Raw genomic sequence first — 24,076 nt, forward strand, 5'->3', positions numbered from 1 at the left:
ATGCTGTATTACCTATTCGAATATTTAGACACGCATTTCCAAATTCCTGGAGCAAGACTCTTTGGTTATATAACCTTTAGAGCTGCTATGGCAATTATTTTGTCGTTGTTAATATCTACCATATTCGGAAAACGCATTATTAAATATTTACAAAAACAGCAAGTAGGAGAAACCATTAGAGACCTTGGTTTGGAGGGTCAAGTAGAAAAAGCAGGAACTCCAACTATGGGAGGAATTATTATTATTCTTGCAACACTTATACCAGTGTTGTTACTCGCTAGGTTGGAAAATATTTATGTGATTCTGCTTATTGTTACAACCCTTTGGATGGGTACTATAGGTTTTATCGATGATTATATTAAAAAATTCAAAAAAGATAAGGAAGGATTAAAAGGAAAGTTCAAAGTGCTAGGTCAAGTTGGTTTAGGGATTATTGTTGGAACCACTTTATATTTTCATCCAGATGTTACATTAAAAGAAAAGTTGCCTATAGCACAACAACAGGAAATATTAGCTGCAAACCCTAAAGTGGAGTCTTCAAAATTATTTCAAGATGAAGAACGTTCAACAAAGACAACTATACCTTTTGTAAAGTCTAATGAATTCGATTATGCTGAAATTATTTCATGGGTCAATCCGGAATGGGCTAAATACGCTTGGATTATTTTCATTCCAATCGTTATTTTCATTATTACAGCCGTTTCAAATGGGGCCAATTTAACAGATGGTATAGATGGACTTGCAGCAGGAACTTCAGCCATAATTGTGTTAACGCTTGGGATCTTTGCTTGGGTTTCGGGTAACATCATTTTTTCAGATTATCTCAACATCATGTACATACCAAGAGTAGAGGAAATCACCATTTATATAGCTGCTTTTGTAGGAGCTTTAATAGGGTTTTTGTGGTACAATACTTATCCAGCGCAAGTGTTTATGGGAGATACAGGAAGTTTAACAATTGGCGGTATTATAGCGGTTATAGCTGTTGCAGTTAGAAAAGAATGGCTTATTCCTGTGTTGTGTGGTATTTTTTTAGCAGAGAATTTATCAGTAGTCATGCAGGTAAGTTGGTTTAAATACACCAAAAAGAAATATGGTGAAGGCAGACGTATTTTTAAAATGTCGCCTTTGCATCATCATTATCAAAAATCAGGATACCATGAAAGTAAAATAGTGACAAGGTTTTGGATTGTAGGAATCCTATTGGCTATTATTTCCATTGTTACATTGAAGATTAGATAGAGTTTTGTTATGCTGAGCTTGTCGAAGCATCTCAAAATATAAAAGAATGAAAAAACAAAGATTAGTCATATTAGGAGGAGGAGAAAGTGGTGTAGGAACAGCACTTTTAGCAAAAGCAGAAGGTTTTGAAGTCTTTGTTTCGGACAAAGGAATAATTAAAGAAAAATATAAAGAAGTTCTTATACATAATGAGATTGAATGGGAAAATGAAACCCATACAGAATCAAAGATTCTAAACGCCGATTTAGTGATGAAGAGTCCAGGAATTCCTGATAAAGCACCTTTGGTAAAACAAATTCGGGAAAAGGAAATTCAGGTAGTTTCAGAAATTGAATTTGCTTCAAAATTCACCAAGGCTACACTTGTTGGAATTACTGGAAGTAATGGTAAAACCACAACAGCATCTTTAACACATCATATTCTTAAACAAGAATTAGAAGTTGGTTTGGCTGGTAATATTGGGGACAGTTTTGCAAAACAGGTTTTAGAAAATAATTACCCAAACTATGTCTTGGAGATTAGCAGTTTTCAGTTAGATGATATTGCCGATTTTAAGCCACATATAGCTGTCATTACTAATATCACACCAGATCATTTGGATAGATATAATTATGAATTTGAAAACTATATCGCTTCAAAATTTAGAATTGCTGAAAATCAAACAAAGGAAGATTATCTCATATATGATGCAGATGATCCAGTAATATTAGATTGGTTAGAAAAACATTCAGTTCAATCCACATTATTGCCATTTTCACTTATAAAGAAAATAGAAAATGGTGCGTATTTAGATAAAGAAAAGATAATAATAACAATAGATAACAACAGAATAGACATGCCTACAAAGGATTTAGCATTACAAGGAAATCACAATATTAAAAATGCCATGGCTGCTTCAACAGTAGCTCAACTATTAAGAATAAGAAAACAGACTATTAGAGAGAGTTTAGAAAATTTTCATGGTGTAGAACACAGGTTAGAAAATGTACTAAAGATTAATAAAGTACAATATATAAACGACTCTAAAGCAACCAATGTCAATGCAACATACTATGCATTAGAAAGTATGGATGCACCTACTGTTTGGATAGTGGGTGGTCAGGATAAAGGGAATAATTATAAAGAATTATATCCTTTTGTAAATGAGAAAGTGAAAGCGATTATTTGTCTTGGTGTGGATAACGAAAAGTTATTAGAAAACTTTAGCACTATGGTTGATGTTATTATTGAAACTCAATTTATGAGTGAAGCAGTAAAAATCGCGTATAAATTAGCCGAAGCAGGCGATAATGTCTTGTTATCTCCAGCTTGTGCAAGTTTCGATTTGTTTGAAAACTATGAAGATAGAGGAAGACAATTTAAGGATGCAGTAAGAAATTTATAAGAATATTTGGAGTTAAAATCCTAAAAGGGTGAAAAGCATATTTAATAACATAAAAGGAGATCGATTAATATGGGCAATTGCTGCATTGCTAGCTATTTTCTCATTCCTTCCAGTTTATAGTGCTGCTAGTAATTTGGCTTATATAGCAGAAAGTGGAAATACCTTTTCCTTCTTTTTAAAGCATCTAATGCATTTGTTTTTAGGCTTTACTATAATGTTTGGTGTGCATAAAATTCCATATCGTTATTTCAGAGGGTTGTCTATTGTTTTAATACCTGTTGTTTTAGTATTGTTAGTAATTACTATGTTACAAGGCACAACGATTGATGGAGCAAATGCCAGCAGATGGATTCAGATTCCTTTGGTAAACATGTCTTTCCAAACTTCTACGTTTGCATTTGTTGTTTTAATGGTTTTTGTAGCTCGTTACATGTCTAAGATTAAAGATGAAGATATTACATTCAAAGAATCAATCCTGCCACTTTGGGTACCAGTTTTCTTGGTTTTAGTTCTTATTCTACCTGCAAATTTTTCAACAGCTGCTATTATGTTTGTAATGGTGCTTATGTTAGTGTTTTTAGGTGGTTATCCAATAAAATATTTAGCCATTATTATTGGAACTGGAATTTTGGCCTTAATGCTATTTGTTTTAATTGCGAAGGCTTTTCCAGATGCTATGCCAAATAGAATTGATACCTGGATGAGTAGAATTGAAAATTTTTCTGATGGTGGAGATACAGAAGCAGATTATCAAATTGAAAGAGCTAAAATAGCTATTGCTTCTGGTGGTATTCAAGGCGTTGGACCTGGAAAAAGTATTCAAAAGAATTTTCTGCCACAATCTTCATCAGATTTTATATATGCTATCATAGTTGAAGAATATGGTTTAATAGGTGGTTTTGTGTTAATGGTTTTTTATCTGTGGTTGTTATTTAGAATTGTTATTGTATCGCAAAAAGCAGATACTATTTTTGGTAAGTTATTAGTGTTGGGAGTTGGGTTGCCAATAGTATTTCAAGCCTTAATAAACATGGCAGTTGCTGTAGAGTTATTTCCGGTAACAGGACAAACTTTACCATTAATAAGTAGTGGAGGAACCTCCATATGGATGACTTGTCTGGCATTGGGTATTGTACTTAGCGTCAGTGCAAAAAGAGAAGAAATTAAAGAACAAGAAGATAGAGAAGATAATCCGTTGGAAATCCTTTCAGAGGCTATTTAAAAAAAGAAAAAAGAAAAGTGTCAGAGAAAAAAACATATAAAATTATTTTATCAGGAGGTGGAACAGGTGGTCACATCTATCCAGCCATTGCTATAGCCAATGAATTGAAACAACGTTTTCCTGATGCCAAATTTTTATTTGTTGGCGCTAAAGATCGAATGGAAATGGACAAAGTGCCTCAGGCTGGTTATGAGATTGAAGGGCTTTGGATTTCGGGAATTCAGAGAGAATTAACCTTAAAAAATTTAAGTTTCCCTTTTAAATTAATAAGTAGTTTGTATAAAGCAAGAAAAATTATCAATAGATTTAATCCAGATGTGGTTATTGGAACTGGTGGTTTTGCTAGTGGACCATTATTGCAGGTTGCTACCTCAAAAGGCATTCCTAGTTTAATTCAAGAACAAAATTCGTATCCGGGAATTACAAATAAGTTGCTTTCAAAAAAAGCCAGTAAAATTTGTGTGGCTTATAGTGGTTTAGAGCGATTCTTTCCTGAAGATAAGATAATTAAAACAGGAAACCCTGTTAGACAAGGCCTGCTAGATATAGATTCTAAAAGAGATGAAGCTCAAAATGTTTTCGCGCTTGAAAAAGATAAAAAAACACTTTTTGTTTTAGGTGGAAGTTTGGGAGCTAGGCGTATAAATGAATTAATAGAAAAAGAATTAGATTTTATTCTAAGCCTGAACATTCAAGTTATATGGCAGTGTGGAAAGCTGTATTTCGATAAATACAAAATCTATAACAATACAAAACATGTACAGGTGCACGCCTTTATAAACAACATGGATTTTGCGTATGCAGCTTCAGATGTTATTATTTCAAGAGCAGGAGCAAGTTCTGTTTCAGAATTATGTATCGTTGGGAAACCGGTTATTTTTATTCCTTCACCAAATGTGGCCGAAGACCATCAAACTAAAAATGCCATGGCAATTGTTAATGAAAAAGCAGCGTTGTTAATTAAGGAAGCCGATTTAGAAGTAGATTTTCAAAATAATTTTTCACAATTATTACTTTCTATAGAGAAACAAAATGAGTTAAGTGAAAATATCAAAAAATTAGCCTTAGTAAATGCAACAAAACAAATTGCAGACGAAGTTGAAAAACTATTAAAAAAGTAAATTGTAAATGAATTTAGACAACATAGATAATGTTTATTTTATTGGAATTGGTGGTATTGGTATGAGTGCCTTAGCCAGATATTTCCATGCAAAAAAACTGCGTGTTGCTGGATACGATAAAACCCAAACAGACATTACAGATAGCTTAGAATCACTTGGAATTCAAGTGCATTTTAGCGATTCTGTTTCAAACATCCCTGATGCATTTTTTAATTACGATACTACTTTAGTTATATACACGCCAGCCATACCAAAAAACAATATGGAATTGGTTTATTTTAAAAACCAACCAAGCTTTAGACTTTTAAAACGATCAGAAGTTTTAGGAATTATAACCGAAAACACCTTTTGCTTGGCAGTTGCAGGTACACATGGAAAAACAACCACAACAAGCATTTTAGGGCATTTATTAAATAAATGTGATGTTCCTGTTACAGCTTTTCTTGGCGGTATTAGCGAAAACTACAATTCAAATTTAATTTTGAATGGAACAGAAGTTTCAGTAGTAGAAGCAGACGAATTTGATAGGTCATTTTTAACACTTTCTCCAGATATAGCTTGCATCACATCCATGGATGCTGATCATTTAGATATTTATGGTGATGCGTCTGAATTAATTAAATCGTTTGAAGATTTTTCAAAACGAGTCAAGACAAATGGCAAGCTGTTTATTAAAAATGGCTTACCAATTAAAGGAATTACTTATGGAATTGAAGATCAATCAGATTATTCAGTTCACAATATAAAAATAGAACATGGTGTCTATGTTTTTGATGTAAAAACTCCAAAAACAACACTTGAAAATTTACAATTTAACCTACCTGGTAGACATAATCTGTCGAATGCATTAATAGCCTTGGCGATGGCTGTAGAGTATGGTTGCCCTCACCAGCAGCTCGCCAAAGCTTTAGCATCCTACAAGGGAGTTAAACGTAGATTTTCTTATCATATTAAGACAGATGAGTTGGTCTATATAGACGATTATGCTCATCATCCAGAAGAAATCAATGCGGTCCACCAAGCGGTTCGCGAAATGTATCCTAGAAAAAAAGTGTTAGCTATTTTTCAGCCGCATTTATTTAGTAGAACAAGAGATTTTGCAGACGATTTTGCCAAAAGCTTGTCGCAATTTGATGAATTGTTGCTATTAGATATTTATCCCGCGAGAGAATTGCCTATTGAAGGAATCTCCTCAAAATGGTTGTTAGAAAAAATCAATAATAAGTATAAACAGCTAATCGGTAAAAAAGAGATTATTGAAAAAATAAAAGAAAGTCAAGCCCAGATTGTTTTAACAATTGGAGCCGGAGATATAGGAGAAGAAGTCAAACAAATAAAAAAAGCCTTAAGCGTTGCAAGTTAATTGGAATTACATAAAAATGGTGATACTGCTAATTTTAGTAGTGTTTTTATATGCCTTTTCCTCAACAAAAAATACGTTTAGAAAAGTGTCTGATCCAGTAATAAATTTTAAAGGAGATAACAACCTTTACTTGACACATGAGAATGTTAGTAAATTGTTAATACAAAATAAAGAGAGTGTTAAAAATAAGCCTAAAGAAACTTTAGATTTGAATGATTTAGAAGCTGCCCTGAATTCTAATCAAATGGTTAAGTCGGCTCAAGTGTATTTATCAGTAAATGGGACACTTACGGCCGATATTGAACAAAAAAAACCTATAGCAAGAGTACGTACAAATGCATCATATTATATCGATGATCAGGGAAGTTATATGCCTTTGTCATCAAATTATACTGCACGAGTGCCACTTGTAACTGGACAAATTGAAAAAAATAACTTGGAAGATGTTTTTAAAATAGCTCAAAAAGTAGAAGAGGATACCTTTTTAAAAAAACATGTTATTGAAATTCAACAAACAGAAAAAAAGACGTTTTTTTTAAAGTTTAGACAGTGTCCTTTTACAATACAGTTAGGAAGTTTGAAAAATTTAGATAAAAAAATCATGAATCTAAAAGCGTTTTATAACAAAGCTTTAAAAGATAAATCACTTAATAACTACGTGAATGTTAATTTACAGTTTGAAAGTCAGGTTGTGTGTACTAAAAAATAAACTATGGAAAACAATATAGCAGTAGGATTAGACATAGGAACCACAAAAATTGTGGCCATGATTGGTCGTAAAAATGAATATGGTAAAGTTGAGATTTTAGGCATAGGAAAATCTAAAAGTCTTGGAGTACATCGTGGTGTGGTGAATAATATTACACAAACTATTCAATCTATTCAGTTAGCTGCTCAAGAAGCTGAAGCAGCTTCAGAATGTAAAATTGAAGATGTTACAGTTGGTATAGCAGGTCAGCATATAAGAAGTTTACAACATAGCGATTATATAACTAGACCTAATTCAGAATTGGTTATTGATGAAGAAGATATTGAGCGATTAATAAATCAAGTACATAAATTGGTGATGCTTCCAGGTGAAGAAATTATTCATGTATTACCTCAAGAATACAAGGTGGATGGTCAAGCCGAAATTAAAGAACCAATAGGTATGTATGGAGGTAGGCTAGAAGCTAATTTTCATGTGGTAGTTGGGCAAGTATCTTCAATTAGAAATGTTGGTCGTTGTATAAAAAGTGCAGGACTCAACTTGGAAGGTATAACGCTTGAACCATTAGCATCTGCTAATGCTGTTTTAAGTCAAGAAGAGAAAGAAGCAGGTGTGGCACTTATTGATATAGGTGGAGGAACAACCGATTTGGCCGTCTTTAAAGATGGTATTATTCGTCATACAGCAGTGATTCCTTTTGGAGGAAATGTAATCACTGAAGATATCAAGGAAGGTTGTTCAATTATAGAAAAACAAGCAGAATTATTAAAAATAAAGTTTGGTTCAGCCTGGCCAGGTGAAAATAAAGAAAATGAAATTGTATCTATTCCAGGTTTAAGAGGTAGAGATCCAAAAGAAATAACACTTAAAAATCTGTCTAAAATAATTCATGCAAGAGTCGTAGAAATTGTTGAACAAGTTTATGTAGAGATAAAAAATTATGGACACGAAGAGCAAAAAAAGAAGCTCATAGCTGGAATTGTTTTAACAGGAGGTGGCGCACAACTTAAACACTTAAAGCAACTGGTAGAATATATAACTGGAATGGATACTAGAATTGGGTATCCAAACGAGCATTTAGCTGGAGATAGCGACGATGAGGTAACCAGCCCATTATATGCAACAGCAGTTGGTTTGGTGATGGACGGTTTAAAAAGGCAAGAGCGCAAAAGAGCCGAAAAAGTTGAAGAAGAAATTATTGAAGAAACCATAAATGAGTTTGAAGAAGAACAAGAGCAAGAAATAAAACAAAAACCAGAAAGACGCTCTTTCTTAGATAAATTAACAGAACGCGTAAAAGATTTTTTAGATAACGCAGAGTAGTCTAAAAAGCAAAGAAACATAGAATTAATCCAAAAGATATTTTTAAATATCGCAAAAAGTAATAGAATAAATAAAACCCGAAATTCATGAGCAGCAACAAAGAATTCGAAAGCAGTATATCATTTGATCTCCCTAAAAATCAATCAAATGTTATTAAAGTTATTGGTGTTGGAGGTGGAGGTAGCAACGCTATCAATCACATGTTTCAACAAGGCATAAAAGGAGTTGATTTTGTTATCTGTAATACAGATGCACAAGCCCTCCAAAATAGTGGTGTCCCAAACAAAATTCAATTAGGTCTTAACTTAACCGAAGGGTTAGGAGCAGGAGCAAACCCAGATGTTGGAGAGAAATCTGCAATAGAAAGTTTTGAAGATATCCAACGCATGTTGGATACCAATACAAAAATGATCTTTATTACTGCAGGAATGGGTGGAGGAACAGGAACTGGAGCTGCACCTATTATTGCTAAAATGGCAAAAGATTTAGACATTCTAACGGTTGGAATTGTAACCATGCCATTTCAGTTTGAAGGAAAAATGCGTAACGAACAAGCCCAAATTGGTATTGAAAACTTACGTAACGTTGTAGATTCTTTAGTTGTAATTAATAACAACAAACTTCGTGAAGTTTATGGAAACCTTGGATTTAAAGCTGGTTTCTCTAAAGCAGATGAAGTCTTATCTACTGCTGCTCGTGGTATTGCCGAAGTAATTACACACCACTACACACAAAACATCGATTTACGTGATGCTAAAACCGTGTTAAGTAATAGTGGAACTGCCATTATGGGTTCTGCATCATCTTCTGGTCAAAATAGAGCACACGATGCTATTTCCAAAGCACTAGATTCACCATTGTTAAACGATAATAAAATTACTGGAGCCAAGAATGTATTGCTGCTAATTGTATCCGGTTCACAAGAAATAACGATTGATGAGATAGGTGAAATTAACGATCATATTCAAAACGAAGCTGGACATGGCGCAAACATTATTATGGGAGTTGGTGAAGATGAATCTTTAGAAGAATCTATTGCAGTTACAATTATTGCAACGGGTTTTAATATCGATCAACAGGACGAAATTTCTAATACTGAAACAAAAAAAGTCATTCATGCTTTAGAGGAAGATAAACCTTTTGAACAGGATTTAACAAAAAAAGAACAAGCTCCAGCTATCATCACTCCAAATATTGAGTTAGAAGAAAAAAAGGAGTCTCCAATAGTTAAACATACCTTAGATCTTAATGAATTGGAAGAACTTGATACTCCAAAAAAGGTGTCAAATGAAAACGACTTAATTCCAACTTCAGAATTAATAAGAAATATAAACGTTGTTTATGATGAAGTATTAGATACTGTTGAAGAAGAAGATTTTGTTATAACTGATGTGCAATCTGAAACCCAAAAGGAAGAGCCAATAGAAATTGAAGAAGAAAAACAACAAATCACTTTAACTTTCGATTTACCATTAAGCGAATCAACAATTGAAAATAAAGACGACGACTTTGTTGTTCATGATTTAGAGGAAAATATTAAAAAAATTCCCGTAAACGATTATGTAGAATTAATCCCTGTAACCGAAACAAACGAACATGGAGAAACAAGATATGCACTTGATGATTATATTGAAATAGAATCAGGAATAAATAAAAGCAAAAAACAGGAACAAACCTTAGAAATTTCTGAAGAGCTTGATGAAGAAATAGTTTTCGAAAAGAAAGTTCTTAATCAAGAAACAACTCAGCCAACAACAGAGGAATTTGATCCTATGAACAGTCCTATTTCAGAGATACTTAAAGAACGTACCGAAGAGCGACGACGTAAAATGAAAGATTTTAATTATAAATTTAATAATTCTAAAATTGACGATATAGAAAAAACACCAGCCTATAAACGTCAAGGAGTTAATTTAGATAATACACAACATTCATCCGACTCAAGTATGTCTGGAACAAGCGTAAGTACAGATGAAAATGATGATTTACAATTTAGAAGTAACAACTCTTTTTTACACGATAATGTAGATTAGAAACAATTAAGTTTAGTATTTAAGCTTCGTGAAAACCTCAAGATATCAAATTGATAATTTTGAGGTTTTCTAATTTTTAGAATTCTCACAAAAGAAGATTCTTTTTTCTTAGTATCTTCGTGCTTTCAAAAAATATAAGATGAGTTTACAACAAGAGGTTATGGCAGCTTTAAAAGAAGCAATGAAAGCTAAAGATCAAACAGCATTAACAGCCCTTAGAGCTGTTAAATCGGCTATATTATTAGCTCAAACTGAAAGTGGTGCTAAAGAAGATTTAACCGAAGAACAAGAACTGAAAATACTTCAAAAGCAAGTTAAACAACGAAAGGATAGTGCAGCAATCTATATAGAACAAGGACGTGAGGATTTAGCTGCTCCAGAATTAGCAGAAGCAGAGGTTATCAATCAGTTTTTACCAGAAGCATTATCCGAAGCGGAAATAGAAAAAGTAGTTGTTATGACTATTGAAAGTGTAGGAGCAGAAGGGATGAAAGATATGGGGAAAGTCATGGGAATAGTGAGTCAGGAATTAGCTGGAAAAGCAGATGGGAAAACTATTTCTAATATTGTTAGAGCAAAGTTAGCTTAACAACATTCCTGTGTCACAATTGGCCTCGTAGTTCAACTGGATAGAATATCAGATTTCGGCTCTGAGGGTTGGAGGTTCGAATCCTCTCGAGGTCACAAATAAACAAAATTCCTAAATGTCAAATCAAGTTCGCTTGAATTTGTAAGTTTAGGATTTTTTGTTTTCAAAGCATTGTTTTCAAAAGACTTGAGTAAAGCAAAGTAACTCCTATTACTATTATTTACTTAAGTTGATATTAATTTGTATATGCCATATTGGCTATTATTAAATTTTTTTTTCTTTAATTATATGTTTACATTTTAACTCTATGCTTTTAATAAATCCAACAGAAGATTTTTATATAGGAACTTTAATTTTAACCATCCTTGTTGGCTTTTTACTTATTATTGTTTTTATATGGATACGTCAAATTATTGTAAGCGTTTTTGGTGGTATTGAAATGGGATATATGTTTGTTACAAAACGTCCAATGTTTATATATTTTCACCCGTTTTTAAAAAAAATAGAAACACGTCAAGAGAGTATATTAAAGCAACAATTTACTTTTTATAACAGATTAAGTAATAAACACAAAGCCTATTTCAGGCACAGAGTAGCAGCTTTTATTGAGAATAAACAATTTATAGGTAAAGACGGTTTTTTAATTACAGAAGAAGTAAGAGTTTTAATTTCTGCAACAGCTATTATGTTAACATTTGGATTTAGAGATTTTATTATTAAATCCATAAAAAATATTATTGTGTACCCAACTCATTATTATTCTAGCGTTAGCGAAGATTATCATAAAGGAGAGTATAATGTTAATTTGAAAACCTTAGTACTTTCTTGGGATAATTTTCAAGATGGGTTTCGAATCGAAGACGATAAATTAAACCTAGCAATTCATGAATTGGCTCATGCCATTCATTTTAATAGTATGTATCAAAACGATATTAATTCCGTCATATTTCTAGATACATTTAATAAACTTAGAGACATACTTTTAGTTGATGAGAATTTAAAGGCTAAATTAGTGAGTTCAGAATACATTAGAGATTATGCTTTTACTAACGATTTTGAATTACTTGCAGTAATTTTAGAAACTTTTATCGAATCGCCAAAGGAGTTTAATTACCGATTTCCAAAGGTTTATAGCTTAGTAAAACAGATGCTGAATTTTAATTTTAAAGGGTATTAGCTTGTTTTTAAATTTTGTTTTGATTTTAATGTAGTAAGGCTCAATAATGCTATAAAGTTTCCAAATCATGGAAATCTAAAACTTGTAAAAAGACGAATTTTTCAATTTTTAATGTAGTTAAACAGATTAATAAAATTATAATCCAAAATAAGTATCTTGTAGTTTTAAGATATTATGAATAAACAAACCCTTATTAATTGTTACCAACAAATAAAGCCTTTTGTTCACAGAACACCTGTGCTTACTTCTCATTTAATAAACGACATTGTTGGAGCAGACTTGTTTTTTAAGTGTGAGAATTTTCAGAAAATGGGAGCTTTTAAAATGCGTGGTGCAACAAATGCCATCATACAATTAAACAAAGAGCAAAAAAGTAAAGGTGTTGTTACACATTCTTCTGGAAATTTTGCCCAAGCACTTTCTTTAGCTGCAAAGAGCTTAGGAATTAAGGCTTATATTGTAATGCCAAATTCTGCGCCACAAGTTAAAGTGGATGCTGTAATAGGTTATGGAGGAGTCGTTACTCATTGTGAATCTACTCTTGAAGCTAGAGAAAATGCTGCTTCGCAAATATCTCAAAAATCAGGAGCAACCTTTATTCATCCGTCAAATGATCTAGATGTTATAATAGGTAACAGTACTGCTTGTTTAGAATTACTTGAAGATGTTGCTGATTTAGATTATATTTTTACGCCAGTTGGAGGAGGTGGTTTAATTGCTGGTACAGCTTTAGCCGCTCATTATTTTGGAAAAAACTGTAAAGTAATAGGTGGAGAGCCTTTTGAAGCTGATGATGCTTATCGTTCTTTAATTAGTGGTAAAATTGAAACAAATAAGACTGCTAATACCATTGCAGATGGTTTAAGAACGCAATTAGGAGATATTAATTTCCCAATCATTCAAAAACATGTTGAACGAATTATTCGTGTTCAAGAACTTGAAATAATTGCTGCTATGCGATTAATTTATGAACGCCTAAAAATAGTAGTAGAACCCTCTAGTGCTGTAGCTCTTGCTGCAGTATTAAAGGAAAAAGAACAATTTAAAAATAAAAAAATAGGTGTGATTCTTTCAGGTGGAAATATCGATTTATCTAAACTTCCTTTTTAACTATTAGCAAGCGTCTTTAATTCTTTGATGGTTTGTAATTGATTGCTGCTTTTAAATACATGACTTCCAGCGACAAAAACATCTGCTCCAGCATCTACTAATTGTTTGATGTTTTTATCTGTTACTCCACCATCAATTTCAATCTTGGTGCTTAGTCCTTGTTCGTCAATCATTCGTCTTAATTTCTTGATTCTGTTATAAGTGATGTCTTCAAATTTCTGACCACCAAACCCAGGGTTAATAGACATTAATAACACCATATAACACTTTGGTAGAATATCTTCTAAAACAGAAACTGGAGTTGTTAAATTTAAAACCACACCAGCTTTACATCCAGCATCTTCAATTTGTGTGAGTGTTCTGTGTAAATGCACTGTAGATTCGTAATGAACCGTAATAATATCTGCTCCTACTTTCGCAAATTCTTCAATATAGCGTTCTGGTTTTTCAATCATTAAATGGACATCCAACGGTTTTGTTGCGTGTTTTTTAATGGCTTGAATTACTGGCATGCCATAAGAAATGTTTGGAACAAAGTGTCCATCCATAACATCTATATGAAACCAATCGGCATCACTGTTGTTAACCATTTCTACATCGCGTTGCATATTGCCAAAATCGGCAGCTAGCATGGAAGGAGCAATTAATTTGGAGTTCATTGTAGTGTTTTGTATTGTTTTTACAAAAATAGGTAAAAAAATGAAGCCAGAGTAATCAGCTCTGGCTTCTTTCATCAATCAAAAAACGAACAGTTATTTTGTAACTGTTTGTTACGGTTATTTAGTCGTAATTATTTTAAATTACTATCCTAAATAGGTTTTTAATATTTTACTTCTAGACGTGTGTTTTAATCTACGAATAGCTTTTTCTTTAATTTGTCTAACACGTTCTCTTGTTAGGTCGAATGTTTCTCCAATTTCTTCCAGAGTCATAGGGTGTTGATTCCCTAAACCGAAGTATAAACGGATGACATCTGCTTCACGAGGTGTTAATGTTTCTAAGGCTCTTTCAATTTCGGTACGTAAAGATTCATGTAATAAATCTCTATCTGGATTTGGCGATTCGCCTGAATTTAAGACATCATATAAATTAGAATCTTCACCTTCAACCAAAGGTGCGTCCATACTTACGTGACGACCAGAATTTTTCATAGACTCTTTAACATCGTTAATAGTCATGTCTAATTCTTTGGCAATTTCTTCAGCACTTGGTGGGCGCTCATGAGCTTGCTCTAAAAAGGCAAATGTTTTATTAATTTTATTAATAGAACCAATTTTGTTTAGAGGCAAACGCACAATACGCGATTGCTCTGCAAGCGCTTGTAAAATGGATTGTCTAATCCACCAAACGGCATAGGATATAAATTTAAAACCACGCGTTTCATCGAAACGTTGTGCTGCTTTAATAAGTCCTAAATTTCCTTCATTAATTAAATCTGGTAAGGTTAAACCTTGGTTTTGATATTGCTTAGCTACAGAAACTACGAAACGTAAGTTAGCTTTTGTCAACTTTTCTAATGCAAGTTGGTCTCCTGCTTTAATACGTTGTGCTAATTCTACTTCCTCGTCTGCTGTAATTAAGTCAACTTTTCCAATTTCTTGAAGATATTTATCTAACGAAGCGGTTTCTCTATTAGTAACCTGCTTTGTAATTTTAAGTTGTCTCATCTAATGAATGCCTATAAATAAGTTAAGTTATACGAATGTAATAATTATACGTACAAATAGTAAATTTTGTTACAGAAAGGTACAAATAAATTTTTTGAAAGTATATTTGAATATAATTTTACATAATTATAGTATATTAAGCCTTTATAAAACAATAATTAAGAACATGAAAAAATTAATATTTTTATTATTTGCATTTGGAATGATGCAAGTTTCAGCCCAAAACTTATCGACACAGTCTAAAAGTGATGCTTCCTCAAGTGACTCAATGATTGAAAACTTGGTTGCTGATCAAGTAAAAAGCTTTACAGAAAAGTTGAATTTAAACGAAAAACAACAAGAACAAGTTTCTGGGTTGGTAGTTAGCCAGTTTAAAAGTGAAAAGTTCCAAAAAATGATTGGAAGCATGGGGAATAGTAAAGCATTGAGTTCTGGGTCTAGTTCAGACATGACTAAAAAAATTCAATCTACTTTATTAAGTGATCAAGGTTTTCGAAAAGAGATGGGTTCCATTTTAGATGACAATCAAAAGGGAGCAATGAAAAAGTATATTCCCCAATAAACGTTTAATTAAAAATTAGAAAAGCCCATCAAATTATTTTGATGGGCTTCTTAAAATATAAGTAAATAAAGAATTAATCTTCTTTTTTATCTTCTCTAGGTTTTCTATCGTCACGTCTGTTATCACGTCCACGATTATCACGAGAACCTCTATTGTCTCTAGAATTATCTCTAGGAGGTCTTTCTTTAAAGCCTTCTGGTTTTGGTAAAATAGCTTTTCTAGATACTTTCTCTTTTCTAGTTCTAGAATCTATACCAAAATACTTCACATCAAAAACGTCTCCCATGTTTACAACATCAGATACATTTTCTGTACGTTCCCAAGCTAATTCGCTTACGTGTAATAACACTTCGTTTCCTGGAGCATCCGTATACTCAACAACAGCACCAAAATCTAACATTTTGATTACTTTTACTTCGTATACACTACCAACTTCAGGTTTAAATAATATAGCGTCTATTTTTGCCATAACAGCTTCGATACCTTTTTTACCAACACCTAAAATTTCAACAATTCCTTCTTCAGTAACAGGATCTTCGTTAATAACAATCGTTGTATCAGTTTCTTTTTGCATTTCCTGAATCACTTTTCCACCAGGTCCAATTAAGGCACCAATAAAATCGTTAGGAATACGTCTTGTTACCATTGTAGGTGCATGTTCTTTAACGTCTGCATTTGGTTTAGCAATTGTATCTGTCAACTTCGTTAAGATATGTAAACGACCATCACGAGCTTGTTTTAGTGCATTCACTAAAATCTCGTAACTTAATCCTTTTACTTTAATATCCATTTGACAAGCTGTAATACCATCAGCAGTTCCAGTCACTTTAAAATCCATATCTCCTAAGTGATCTTCATCACCTAAAATATCAGATAATACAGCATACTTTCCAGATGCAGCATCAGAAATTAATCCCATCGCAATCCCAGAAACTGGTTTTGTCATTTGTACTCCTGCATCCATTAATGCCATTGTTCCAGCACAAACAGTCGCCATTGAAGATGAACCGTTAGATTCTAATACTTCAGATACGACACGAACTGTATATGGACTTTCATCTGGTACCATGCCTTTTAAAGCACGTTGCGCCAAGTTACCATGACCTACCTCTCTACGAGAAGTCCCACGGATTGGTCTTGCTTCACCTGTACAAAAAGGAGGGAAGTTATAATGTAAATAGAAACGCTCTTCACCTTCTTGAGATGGCATATCTATTTGATTAGCGTCTCTAGAAGTTCCTAAAGTTACTGTAGCTAAAGCTTGTGTTTCTCCACGTGTAAAAAGTGCAGAACCATGTGTAGATGGTAAGTAATCTACTTCACACCAAATTGGTCTGATTTCGTCAGTCTTTCTACCATCTAAACGCAACCCTTCATTTAAGGTTAAGTCGCGAATAGCTGCTTTTTCAGCTTTTCTGTAATAATCTGAAACTAATCCACCGTAATCTTCTAATTCTTCTTCTGTAAAAGTAGCTTTTATATCTTCTTTAATTTGTTCGAATGCAGCGCTTCTTTCATGTTTAGATGATCCAGCTTTTGCTATGGCATATACTTTATCGTAAGCCATATCATGCACCTTTTTCTCTAAATCGGAATCTTCTCTTGCTGGTTCGTATTCACGAACGTCTTTTTTTCCGAATGCTTCAGCTAATCTCACTTGAGCAGCACATTGAACCTTAATAGCTTCGTGTGCAAACTTAATAGCATCTGCCATTTCTTCTTCAGAAATCTCATCCATTTCACCTTCTACCATCATAACTGAATCGGCAGAAGCACCAATCATCATATCTAAATCAGATTCTGCTAATTGAGCAAGTGTTGGGTTAATAATAAATTCACCGTTTATACGACCAACTCTAGCTTCAGAGATTGGACATTCAAAAGGTAAATCTGATAATTGAATTGCAGCAGAAGCAGCTAATCCAGCCATAGCATCTGGCATCACATTTTCATCGTGAGACATTAATTGAATCATCACCTGTGTTTCAGAATGATAATCTTTTGGGAATAATGGACGTAATACTCTATCCACTAAACGCATGGTTAATACTTCGCCATCACTTGGTCTTGCTTCTCTTTTGAAAAAGCCTCCAGGATATCTACCTGCAGCAGCAAACTTCTCTCTGTAATCTACCGTTAAAGGTAGAAAGTTTAGGTCTTTTTGTTCGTAATTGGAAACAACAGTACATAGTAACATACATTTTCCTGATTGCACAACAACACTACCATGAGCTTGTTTTGCTAATTTTCCGGTTTCAATGGAGATTTCTCTTCCATCACCAAGGTCAATGACCTCTCTAAAAACTTTTGGAATCATAAATTTTTTAATTCTAAATTAAACAATGGTCGTTGTGTTGTTGTAGTAGTAGTTGTTGTGACCAATGAAAAACTATGAATAGCTTCTTCTATTTTTGTCATTGAGAATCATCCTTTAAAGTGATGAGATAATCTTTTTTAATTATAAGAGATTACCATATTTAGACTGCGCTAAGCACAGGTTGGTTACTTCGCTCGAATGACATGTAACTAGTTATTTTAAAACAAAAAAGAGGCGCGAAGCCTCTTAAATGTGATTATTTTCTTAATCCTAATTCTTTAACTATAGCACGATATCTTAAGATATCTTTCTTAATTAAGTAATCTAGTAAGCTTCTTCTCTTACCTACTAACATTACTAATGAACGCTCTGTATTATAATCTTTACGATTATTTTTTAAGTGCTGTGTTAAGTGCTCAATTCTGTGTGTAAATAATGCAATTTGTCCTTCAGCAGAACCAGTGTCCTTTGCGTCTTTACCGTGTTTTTTAAAGATTTCCTCTTTAGATTCTTTTGTTAAATACATTCTAATATTATTGTAAATGATTGTTATGTACACGAAAGCTTTTCTTTCGAGCTGCAAATATACTACTTTTTCATTAATTGTAATCTTTTGTGAAAATATTATTTTATATCTAATTGTAATTTTTTTCTATTCTTTCCGTTTTAATAGCATCTTAACCTTAAAAAATTGATTATGAAAACATTGAAATTGAAATCGAATGGATTGTTTGCTCTAATAATTCTAGGGCTTTTGTTTACTGCTTGTACAGAAAATGATTCTCCAGATCCTGTATCTCAAGACCAGGAATTAAATGAAGTGGTTCAATCTTCAGAAATGGACGCTTTGTCTGCATCATTAGAAGATTTTATTATTGAAGTATATGAAGACCAAGAAAGTGCTGAAGCCAGAGGTGTTATTAGCTCCAGAAATTCTTTCCCTAATTGTGTTACTGTGACTTTGGTTATGGAACAAAATTTTCGAGAACTGACCGTAGACTTTGCTGAAGGAGGTTGTATGGTGAGAGGTCATTTACACGAAGGACAAATTGTTATTACTTACGAACGAGATCCTTTAGAAGAACAAGTGTTTCTAGGCTATGTTTTAAATGATTACAAGTTTGATAATAAACAGGTTATAGGTAATAATTCTATTTTAAAAGAACTTGCTAATGACAACGGAAATCCACAATTTACACATACTGTAGATTTAACAGTTGTTTGGCCAAATGGTTTACAAGCTTCTAGAGAAGGACAAATTATAAGAGAATGGACGGAAGGTTTTGGATCGGGAGTTTTTACGGATAGTGTTTTTGAGTTTACAGGTTACTGGAACGCTACCTTTATGAATGGTAGTACTCATAATTACGAGATTATTTTACCCTTACGTCGTGAAGTTTCTTGTTACTATTTTGTAAGTGGATCTATCGAGGTAGAACGCACCTTTTTTGGTGGTACTTTAGATTATGGAAATGGAGCTTGCGATAATTTTGCGACATTTACATTAACCGATGGGACAACCATTGATATTATTTTGTAGTAAAAGAAACATATATAAAAAAAAGCGACCTAATGGTCGCTTTTTTTATTATTATATAGTTGAAATTATTCTCTTATTGGTTGATTGGTAATCAAATCGATATATTGATTTACCTTGTTTTTAAGATGCTTTCTATGTGTAATAAAATCTAAGAAACCATGTTCTAATAAAAACTCAGAAGTTTGAAAACCTTCTGGCAAATCCTGACCAGTTGTGTCTTTTACAACGCGAGGTCCAGCAAAACCAATTAAAGCTCCAGGCTCACTTATATTAATATCTCCTAACATAGCAAAGGAGGCAGTTGTTCCACCTGTTGTTGGGTCTGTACATAAAGAAATATAAGGTATTCCTGCATCTGATAATTGAGCTAATTTAACCGAAGTTTTTGCCAGTTGCATTAAAGATAAAACGGCTTCCATCATTCTAGCTCCACCAGATTTTGAAATAATCATGAATGGGATTTTCTTTTTTAAAGAATAATCTGCTGCACGCGCTATTTTTTCACCTACAACAGAACCCATAGAGCCTCCAATAAAAGAAAAATCCATACATGCAACAACTAAATCTTTTCCTTTAGATTTACCAACAGCAGTACGAACGGCATCTTTTAAATTGGTTTTTTCTTGAGCAGCTTTTAAGCGTTCTGGGTATTTTTTGGTGTCTTCGAAATTTAAAGGATCTTTAGATTCCAATTTGGCATCTAGTTCTTTAAACTTATTATCGTCGAATAAAATTTCGAAATATTCTTTACTTCCAATTCTTACGTGGTAGCCATCTTCTGGACTTACATAAAAATTTTGTTCTAATTCTTTGGTATCTACTATTTTTCCTGTTGGAGATTTATACCACAAGCCTTTAGGAGTGTCCTTCTTCTGTTCGGTTGTGGTTTGAATTCCTTTTTCTTTTCTTTTAAACCAAGACATATCGATTAACGATTTTAGATTTATGATTAACGATTTTTAGTTCCTAAAAACCATTAGTTCTATTGTTAGTTAGAAAGGCAAAATTAAACGTTTAATTTGAATTGCCCTCTTTTCTCTTTTATAAATTTTATAAAGTATTGACGTTATTTAAATCTTCGAAAGCCTTTTTTAGGCGTTCAACAAAGGTCATTTCGCCTTTACGTAACCAAACTCTTGGGTCGTAATATTTTTTATTTGGAACATCGTCGCCATCTGGATTTCCTATTTGCGACTGCAAATAATCTTGTTTTTCTAATATATAATCACGAACACCAGAAGTAAAGGCATATTGCATGTCTGTATCGATATTCATTTTAATAACACCATAACCTATAGCTTCACGAATTTCTTCAACTGTAGATCCTGAGCCACCATGAAACACAAAGTCGATATGATTGTGTGTTACCCCAAATTTCTTTGACACATATTCTTGAGAGTTTTTAAGAATTTTAGGTGTTAGTTTTACATTTCCAGGCTTGTATACACCATGCACATTTCCAAAGGCTGCTGCAATGGTGAATTGATTGCTTATTTTACTTAGTTCTTCGAAAGCATAAGCGACTTCTTCTGGTTGTGTGTACAATTTTGAGTCATCCACATCTGTATTATCTACGCCATCTTCTTCACCACCAGTAATACCCAATTCAATTTCCAAAGTCATCCCCATTTTGCTCATTCTGCTAAGATATTGTTTGCAAATTTCAATGTTTTCTTCAATAGGTTCTTCACTTAAATCAATCATGTGAGAACTGTATAAAGGTTTTCCTGTTTCCTTAAAATGTTGTTCACTGGCATCTAATAACCCATCAATCCATGGTAATAATTTTTTAGCACAATGGTCTGTGTGTAAAATAACCGGTACTCCATAGGCATCTGCTAATAAATGAACATGTTTTGCTCCAGCTACACAGCCAGCAATAGCTGCTTTCTGGTTATCGTTGCTTAATCCTTTACCGGCATTAAAAACACCTCCACCATTAGAAAACTGAATAATTACAGGTGCATTTAAATCTCTAGCAGTTTCTAAAACGCCATTAATGCTACTTGACCCTACAACGTTTACTGCAGGTAGCGCAAAGTTTTTTTCTTTAGCTAGTTTAAAAATATTTTGAACTTCTTGACCTGTTGCAACTCCAGGTTTAATATTATGAGCCATAATTGTATAATTATAAAGTTTGAAAAGACAAAAATAAGAAAATTAAATAGCTTAGAAAGGGTAATTGATACCTATGTTATAAACAGCGTTTGAAAAATTGTAATCGTTAAACCATCTGTTGTTTTCCGGATAAGAAGGATCGTAGGTTTTAAAGCCTATATCGAAACGAAAAACAGCAAATCCAAAATCGTACCTTAAACCAAAACCAGAGCCAATAGCTATATCTTTTAACGATGCAAAATTCGTGAAGGTTGCTTTAGGGTCGGTCACATCATCAAAAACATTCCAGATATTTCCTGTATCGATAAAAAGGGCGCCATTAAATTTTTCGAAGATGTTAAAGCGATGTTCAATATTAAAAGCAAGTTTTAGATTGGCTTCATTAAATTCGTCGTTACTGTCTAAACTTCCAGGGCCAAGACTATAGGCAGTCCAGGCACGATTATCGTTAGTACCGCCAGCAAAGAAACTTTTTGAGAATGGAATATTAGTTGAATTTCCGTATGGAATAGCTATCCCTAAAAAGCTTCTTATAGCTAAAACGTTTTTTTTGCTTAAATCCCAGTGTTTAATATAATCAAATTCAGTTTTTACATATTGTGAATAGGCTACATTAAACATTTCGTATTGACCAGCATCGTTTTTCTTAAGGTTTCCAATTTTTGAGATGGCAGAAAATAGATTCCCTGCTAATTCGACTTTAAATCTAAAGATTGAAAAAGTTTCATCGTAAAGGTTTTCCCTGTTATCTCTAGTATAGTTAAAGTTTGTAGCAAATATGAGGTTGTTTTCTGTAAGTCTGATTTTTCGTTCGTTAATAGAATACACATCGTCGTATTCTGGATCCCCAGGTTGTAAAGTTGTGTTTCCTGATAGCACATCGTTGATAAACATATCTGTTTCATTTGGATATGTTAAATCGTTTCCGTTATTATAATCTATGTCTTTAGAGATGTCGTTTAATTCATTGTAAGAGTTTCCGTAAACTCCAAAATAATTGTCTGGATTTAAGTTTCTAACATATTGAATGTTAAACAAATCTAACCTGTTAGTTACTAAGTTTGAAGCGAACCATTTATAATTGAACACGCCAGAAACAGTTTGTTTATCTAATCCTACATTTGTCTGACTAGAAGTAGATACAGATATTCTTGTGCTTGGAAACATGGTTTTAGGAATAATCCTTTCTGTATTAATTGGAAATAATAATCTTGGAATGGTTAATTTTAAATCAACTCCAAGTTCATTAATATCGAAGAACGGGTCGCTTTCATCTCCACCATCTTTTGACGCTCCAATAGAACCAAAAGCAGAAAGTTCTAAAGTTTCTGCTCTTTTAAATACATTCCTCATCAAAATACTTGGGTTGAATGCTAATCCAATAGATTGAATGTTGCTTTGTGAAACTTCAGCACTAAAATTCAATCCAAACTTTTTTAAAGGAGTTAATAAAATATTAGCAGTTAAGGTAGTGTCTGGATTTTCTACATAATCGATACTTGGATGTTTAAACGTTTGTAGATTGTTTATATGTCTGAATGTGTTAGATCTGTCTTTGTCTTTAAAAACATCATTTGGTGTTATAAAGATAGCATCAGTAATGGCTTTTGGTTTAAAACGCATTTTACCAATACTGTATAAATTGTAATTTTTAAAAATTAATGAATCTGAATAATTAGAATCTTTTTTCTCGTAAGAATAATCTGTAACAATATTAACCTCCTTTATTTTATAAATATTAAAAGGTTCTCTCAAAACAGTATTTTGAGTTCTAATAGCACGGTCTAATATTTGTAATTCTACTTGTACTTTTTTGTTTGTATTAACTGTATCCATTTCAAAATAGATATAGTCTTGACTGAAATGATAGACTCCAGAATTCCTTAAAGTCGATGTGATTCGACTTTTTTCTAAATTAAAGGTCTGGGTTCTGTATTGCTGATCCTTTTTTATATAAGATTTATCTTTAGTTAGCTGATATATAGAATCTACAACTGGAGAAGAAATTTTGGTAGTTAGAGAGTCTATTATATAGGGGTCTCCAGTTTTTACATAGTAATCAATTGTTGCCGTTTTATTATCTAGTTTAGTTGTTTTGGAAGTAGCTTCAACATTAAACCATCCATTGTTAAAATAATAGGCCTCTAGTTGTTTTTCAGATTTTTGAGTTTTTATGTCTTTAACAATTACAGGAGCTTCGCCAGTTTTCTTTAACCAATTATTAAAGCCTATTCTGGCTTCAATATATTTGTCTAATTGTTTTTTAGAAAGAAAATTTTCTAATTTTTTTCTTTTATTAGGTTTTGAATCAATATTGGTATTGATAATTGAATCAATGTTAGGTCTTGCCGAATTGTAAATGTATAGTCTTAATGGAATATTAATAATCTTTTTATTACGTTGCTGAAACAGAAGATTGTTTATGCGTTCTGTATTGTTTTTCTTATCATTAACATAAATAGTGTTTTCGGTAAGCAGATGCTCATTTTCAGGAACCCTTTTTACAGAATTACAAGAATATAAAAAACCTGTAAATACAATAATTAATACTATTTTTGAGGAATGTAGTTTCAAATACAAATAAAATTAACTAGTAATA

General features: G+C 32.7%; 20 protein-coding genes and 1 tRNA gene. 14 read left to right on the forward strand and 7 right to left on the reverse strand.

Annotated features, from left to right (window positions below):
* From mraY to ACI5KZ_RS10245, 12 genes are all read left to right on the forward strand, one after another.
* On the forward strand, positions 1-1,242 hold the full coding sequence (gene mraY, locus ACI5KZ_RS10190) for a phospho-N-acetylmuramoyl-pentapeptide-transferase (protein WP_109308537.1): 1,242 nt from the start codon (positions 1-3) through the stop codon (positions 1,240-1,242).
* Positions 1,243-1,288: 46 nt separating this feature from the next.
* Positions 1,289-2,626: a UDP-N-acetylmuramoyl-L-alanine--D-glutamate ligase gene (gene murD, locus ACI5KZ_RS10195; protein WP_109308538.1), complete on the forward strand. Its 1,338-nt coding sequence runs from the start codon at positions 1,289-1,291 to the stop codon at positions 2,624-2,626.
* A gap of 28 nt (positions 2,627-2,654) precedes the next feature.
* Entirely contained in the window at positions 2,655-3,848 is a 1,194-nt protein-coding gene (locus ACI5KZ_RS10200) for an FtsW/RodA/SpoVE family cell cycle protein (protein ID WP_109308539.1), read from the forward strand.
* 17 nt (positions 3,849-3,865) lie between these two features.
* Complete coding sequence (murG, locus tag ACI5KZ_RS10205) at positions 3,866-4,969, forward strand: undecaprenyldiphospho-muramoylpentapeptide beta-N-acetylglucosaminyltransferase (protein ID WP_406847581.1); 1,104 nt, start codon at positions 3,866-3,868, stop codon at positions 4,967-4,969.
* A gap of 7 nt (positions 4,970-4,976) precedes the next feature.
* Positions 4,977-6,332 carry a UDP-N-acetylmuramate--L-alanine ligase gene (gene murC / locus ACI5KZ_RS10210; RefSeq protein ID WP_406847582.1) on the forward strand — a complete coding sequence of 452 codons (1,356 nt, stop codon included), beginning with the start codon at positions 4,977-4,979 and terminating at the stop codon, positions 6,330-6,332.
* A 16-nt stretch (positions 6,333-6,348) separates the two neighbouring features.
* Positions 6,349-7,041, forward strand: coding sequence for a cell division protein FtsQ/DivIB (locus ACI5KZ_RS10215; protein WP_406847583.1), 693 nt, complete (start codon positions 6,349-6,351; stop codon positions 7,039-7,041).
* Positions 7,042-7,044: 3 nt separating this feature from the next.
* A complete protein-coding gene (ftsA, locus tag ACI5KZ_RS10220; protein ID WP_109308543.1) occupies positions 7,045-8,364 on the forward strand; it encodes a cell division protein FtsA in 1,320 nt (439 codons plus the stop codon).
* Between the two features lie 86 nt (positions 8,365-8,450).
* Entirely contained in the window at positions 8,451-10,397 is a 1,947-nt protein-coding gene (gene ftsZ / locus ACI5KZ_RS10225; RefSeq protein WP_109308544.1) for a cell division protein FtsZ, read from the forward strand.
* 139 nt (positions 10,398-10,536) lie between these two features.
* Positions 10,537-10,986, forward strand: a complete 450-nt coding sequence (locus ACI5KZ_RS10230) for a GatB/YqeY domain-containing protein (RefSeq protein ID WP_109308545.1) — start codon at positions 10,537-10,539, stop codon at positions 10,984-10,986.
* A 21-nt stretch (positions 10,987-11,007) separates the two neighbouring features.
* Positions 11,008-11,081, forward strand: a tRNA-Arg gene (locus ACI5KZ_RS10235).
* A 212-nt stretch (positions 11,082-11,293) separates the two neighbouring features.
* Positions 11,294-12,163 (forward strand): zinc-dependent peptidase, encoded by an 870-nt coding sequence (locus tag ACI5KZ_RS10240; RefSeq protein WP_109308546.1) that lies wholly within the window; start codon positions 11,294-11,296, stop codon positions 12,161-12,163.
* A gap of 174 nt (positions 12,164-12,337) precedes the next feature.
* Entirely contained in the window at positions 12,338-13,273 is a 936-nt protein-coding gene (locus ACI5KZ_RS10245) for a pyridoxal-phosphate dependent enzyme (RefSeq protein ID WP_406847584.1), read from the forward strand.
* Here ACI5KZ_RS10245 and rpe read toward each other — a convergent pair.
* Together rpe and ACI5KZ_RS10255 are read right to left on the reverse strand one after the other, a co-directional pair.
* On the reverse strand, positions 13,270-13,932 hold the full coding sequence (gene rpe / locus ACI5KZ_RS10250) for a ribulose-phosphate 3-epimerase (protein WP_109308734.1): 663 nt from the start codon (positions 13,930-13,932) through the stop codon (positions 13,270-13,272). The two genes, ACI5KZ_RS10245 and rpe, sit on opposite strands and share 4 nt — an antisense overlap.
* A 144-nt stretch (positions 13,933-14,076) precedes the next feature.
* Positions 14,077-14,940: an RNA polymerase sigma factor RpoD/SigA gene (locus ACI5KZ_RS10255; protein ID WP_055442537.1), complete on the reverse strand. Its 864-nt coding sequence runs from the start codon at positions 14,938-14,940 to the stop codon at positions 14,077-14,079.
* Between the two features lie 166 nt (positions 14,941-15,106).
* Between ACI5KZ_RS10255 and ACI5KZ_RS10260 the strand changes: the two genes are divergently transcribed.
* Positions 15,107-15,502 carry a hypothetical protein gene (locus ACI5KZ_RS10260; protein WP_109308548.1) on the forward strand — a complete coding sequence of 132 codons (396 nt, stop codon included), beginning with the start codon at positions 15,107-15,109 and terminating at the stop codon, positions 15,500-15,502.
* Between the two features lie 73 nt (positions 15,503-15,575).
* Here the strand turns inward: ACI5KZ_RS10260 and ACI5KZ_RS10265 are convergent, their stop codons facing one another.
* Together ACI5KZ_RS10265 and rpsO are read right to left on the reverse strand one after the other, a co-directional pair.
* Positions 15,576-17,819, reverse strand: a complete 2,244-nt coding sequence (locus tag ACI5KZ_RS10265; protein WP_406847585.1) for a polyribonucleotide nucleotidyltransferase — start codon at positions 17,817-17,819, stop codon at positions 15,576-15,578.
* A 256-nt stretch (positions 17,820-18,075) separates the two neighbouring features.
* Positions 18,076-18,345, reverse strand: coding sequence for a 30S ribosomal protein S15 (rpsO, locus tag ACI5KZ_RS10270; protein ID WP_109308550.1), 270 nt, complete (start codon positions 18,343-18,345; stop codon positions 18,076-18,078).
* Between the two features lie 171 nt (positions 18,346-18,516).
* Between rpsO and ACI5KZ_RS10275 the strand changes: the two genes are divergently transcribed.
* Positions 18,517-19,359: a hypothetical protein gene (locus ACI5KZ_RS10275; RefSeq protein WP_406847586.1), complete on the forward strand. Its 843-nt coding sequence runs from the start codon at positions 18,517-18,519 to the stop codon at positions 19,357-19,359.
* A 65-nt stretch (positions 19,360-19,424) separates the two neighbouring features.
* Here the strand turns inward: ACI5KZ_RS10275 and accD are convergent, their stop codons facing one another.
* The 3 genes from accD to ACI5KZ_RS10290 form a co-directional block, all read right to left on the reverse strand.
* Positions 19,425-20,282 carry an acetyl-CoA carboxylase, carboxyltransferase subunit beta gene (gene accD, locus ACI5KZ_RS10280; protein WP_109308552.1) on the reverse strand — a complete coding sequence of 286 codons (858 nt, stop codon included), beginning with the start codon at positions 20,280-20,282 and terminating at the stop codon, positions 19,425-19,427.
* A gap of 127 nt (positions 20,283-20,409) precedes the next feature.
* Positions 20,410-21,477, reverse strand: coding sequence for a class II fructose-bisphosphate aldolase (gene fbaA, locus ACI5KZ_RS10285; protein WP_406847587.1), 1,068 nt, complete (start codon positions 21,475-21,477; stop codon positions 20,410-20,412).
* 51 nt (positions 21,478-21,528) lie between these two features.
* Positions 21,529-24,051: a BamA/TamA family outer membrane protein gene (locus ACI5KZ_RS10290; RefSeq protein ID WP_109308554.1), complete on the reverse strand. Its 2,523-nt coding sequence runs from the start codon at positions 24,049-24,051 to the stop codon at positions 21,529-21,531.
* Positions 24,052-24,076 lie beyond the last annotated feature (25 nt).

The sequence above is a fragment of the Xanthomarina sp. GH4-25 genome, from assembly GCF_045363175.1.
Lineage (GTDB): Bacteria > Bacteroidota > Bacteroidia > Flavobacteriales > Flavobacteriaceae > Xanthomarina.

Excerpts from the sequence above, each read along its gene's own strand:
- fbaA (WP_406847587.1), bottom strand. The coding sequence starts at position 21,477 with ATGGCTCATAATATTAAACCTGGAGTTGCAACAGGTCAAGAAGTTCAA.
- ACI5KZ_RS10265 (WP_406847585.1), bottom strand. The coding sequence starts at position 17,819 with ATGATTCCAAAAGTTTTTAGAGAGGTCATTGACCTTGGTGATGGAAGA.
- murC (WP_406847582.1), top strand. The coding sequence starts at position 4,977 with ATGAATTTAGACAACATAGATAATGTTTATTTTATTGGAATTGGTGGT.
- ACI5KZ_RS10215 (WP_406847583.1), top strand. The coding sequence starts at position 6,349 with ATGGTGATACTGCTAATTTTAGTAGTGTTTTTATATGCCTTTTCCTCA.
- accD (WP_109308552.1), bottom strand. The coding sequence starts at position 20,282 with ATGTCTTGGTTTAAAAGAAAAGAAAAAGGAATTCAAACCACAACCGAA.
- ftsA (WP_109308543.1), top strand. The coding sequence starts at position 7,045 with ATGGAAAACAATATAGCAGTAGGATTAGACATAGGAACCACAAAAATT.
- mraY (WP_109308537.1), top strand. The coding sequence starts at position 1 with ATGCTGTATTACCTATTCGAATATTTAGACACGCATTTCCAAATTCCT.
- ftsZ (WP_109308544.1), top strand. The coding sequence starts at position 8,451 with ATGAGCAGCAACAAAGAATTCGAAAGCAGTATATCATTTGATCTCCCT.
- ACI5KZ_RS10230 (WP_109308545.1), top strand. The coding sequence starts at position 10,537 with ATGAGTTTACAACAAGAGGTTATGGCAGCTTTAAAAGAAGCAATGAAA.
- ACI5KZ_RS10275 (WP_406847586.1), top strand. The coding sequence starts at position 18,517 with ATGAAAACATTGAAATTGAAATCGAATGGATTGTTTGCTCTAATAATT.
- murD (WP_109308538.1), top strand. The coding sequence starts at position 1,289 with ATGAAAAAACAAAGATTAGTCATATTAGGAGGAGGAGAAAGTGGTGTA.
- ACI5KZ_RS10255 (WP_055442537.1), bottom strand. The coding sequence starts at position 14,940 with ATGAGACAACTTAAAATTACAAAGCAGGTTACTAATAGAGAAACCGCT.
- ACI5KZ_RS10260 (WP_109308548.1), top strand. The coding sequence starts at position 15,107 with ATGAAAAAATTAATATTTTTATTATTTGCATTTGGAATGATGCAAGTT.
- ACI5KZ_RS10245 (WP_406847584.1), top strand. The coding sequence starts at position 12,338 with ATGAATAAACAAACCCTTATTAATTGTTACCAACAAATAAAGCCTTTT.
- rpsO (WP_109308550.1), bottom strand. The coding sequence starts at position 18,345 with ATGTATTTAACAAAAGAATCTAAAGAGGAAATCTTTAAAAAACACGGT.
- rpe (WP_109308734.1), bottom strand. The coding sequence starts at position 13,932 with ATGAACTCCAAATTAATTGCTCCTTCCATGCTAGCTGCCGATTTTGGC.
- ACI5KZ_RS10240 (WP_109308546.1), top strand. The coding sequence starts at position 11,294 with ATGCTTTTAATAAATCCAACAGAAGATTTTTATATAGGAACTTTAATT.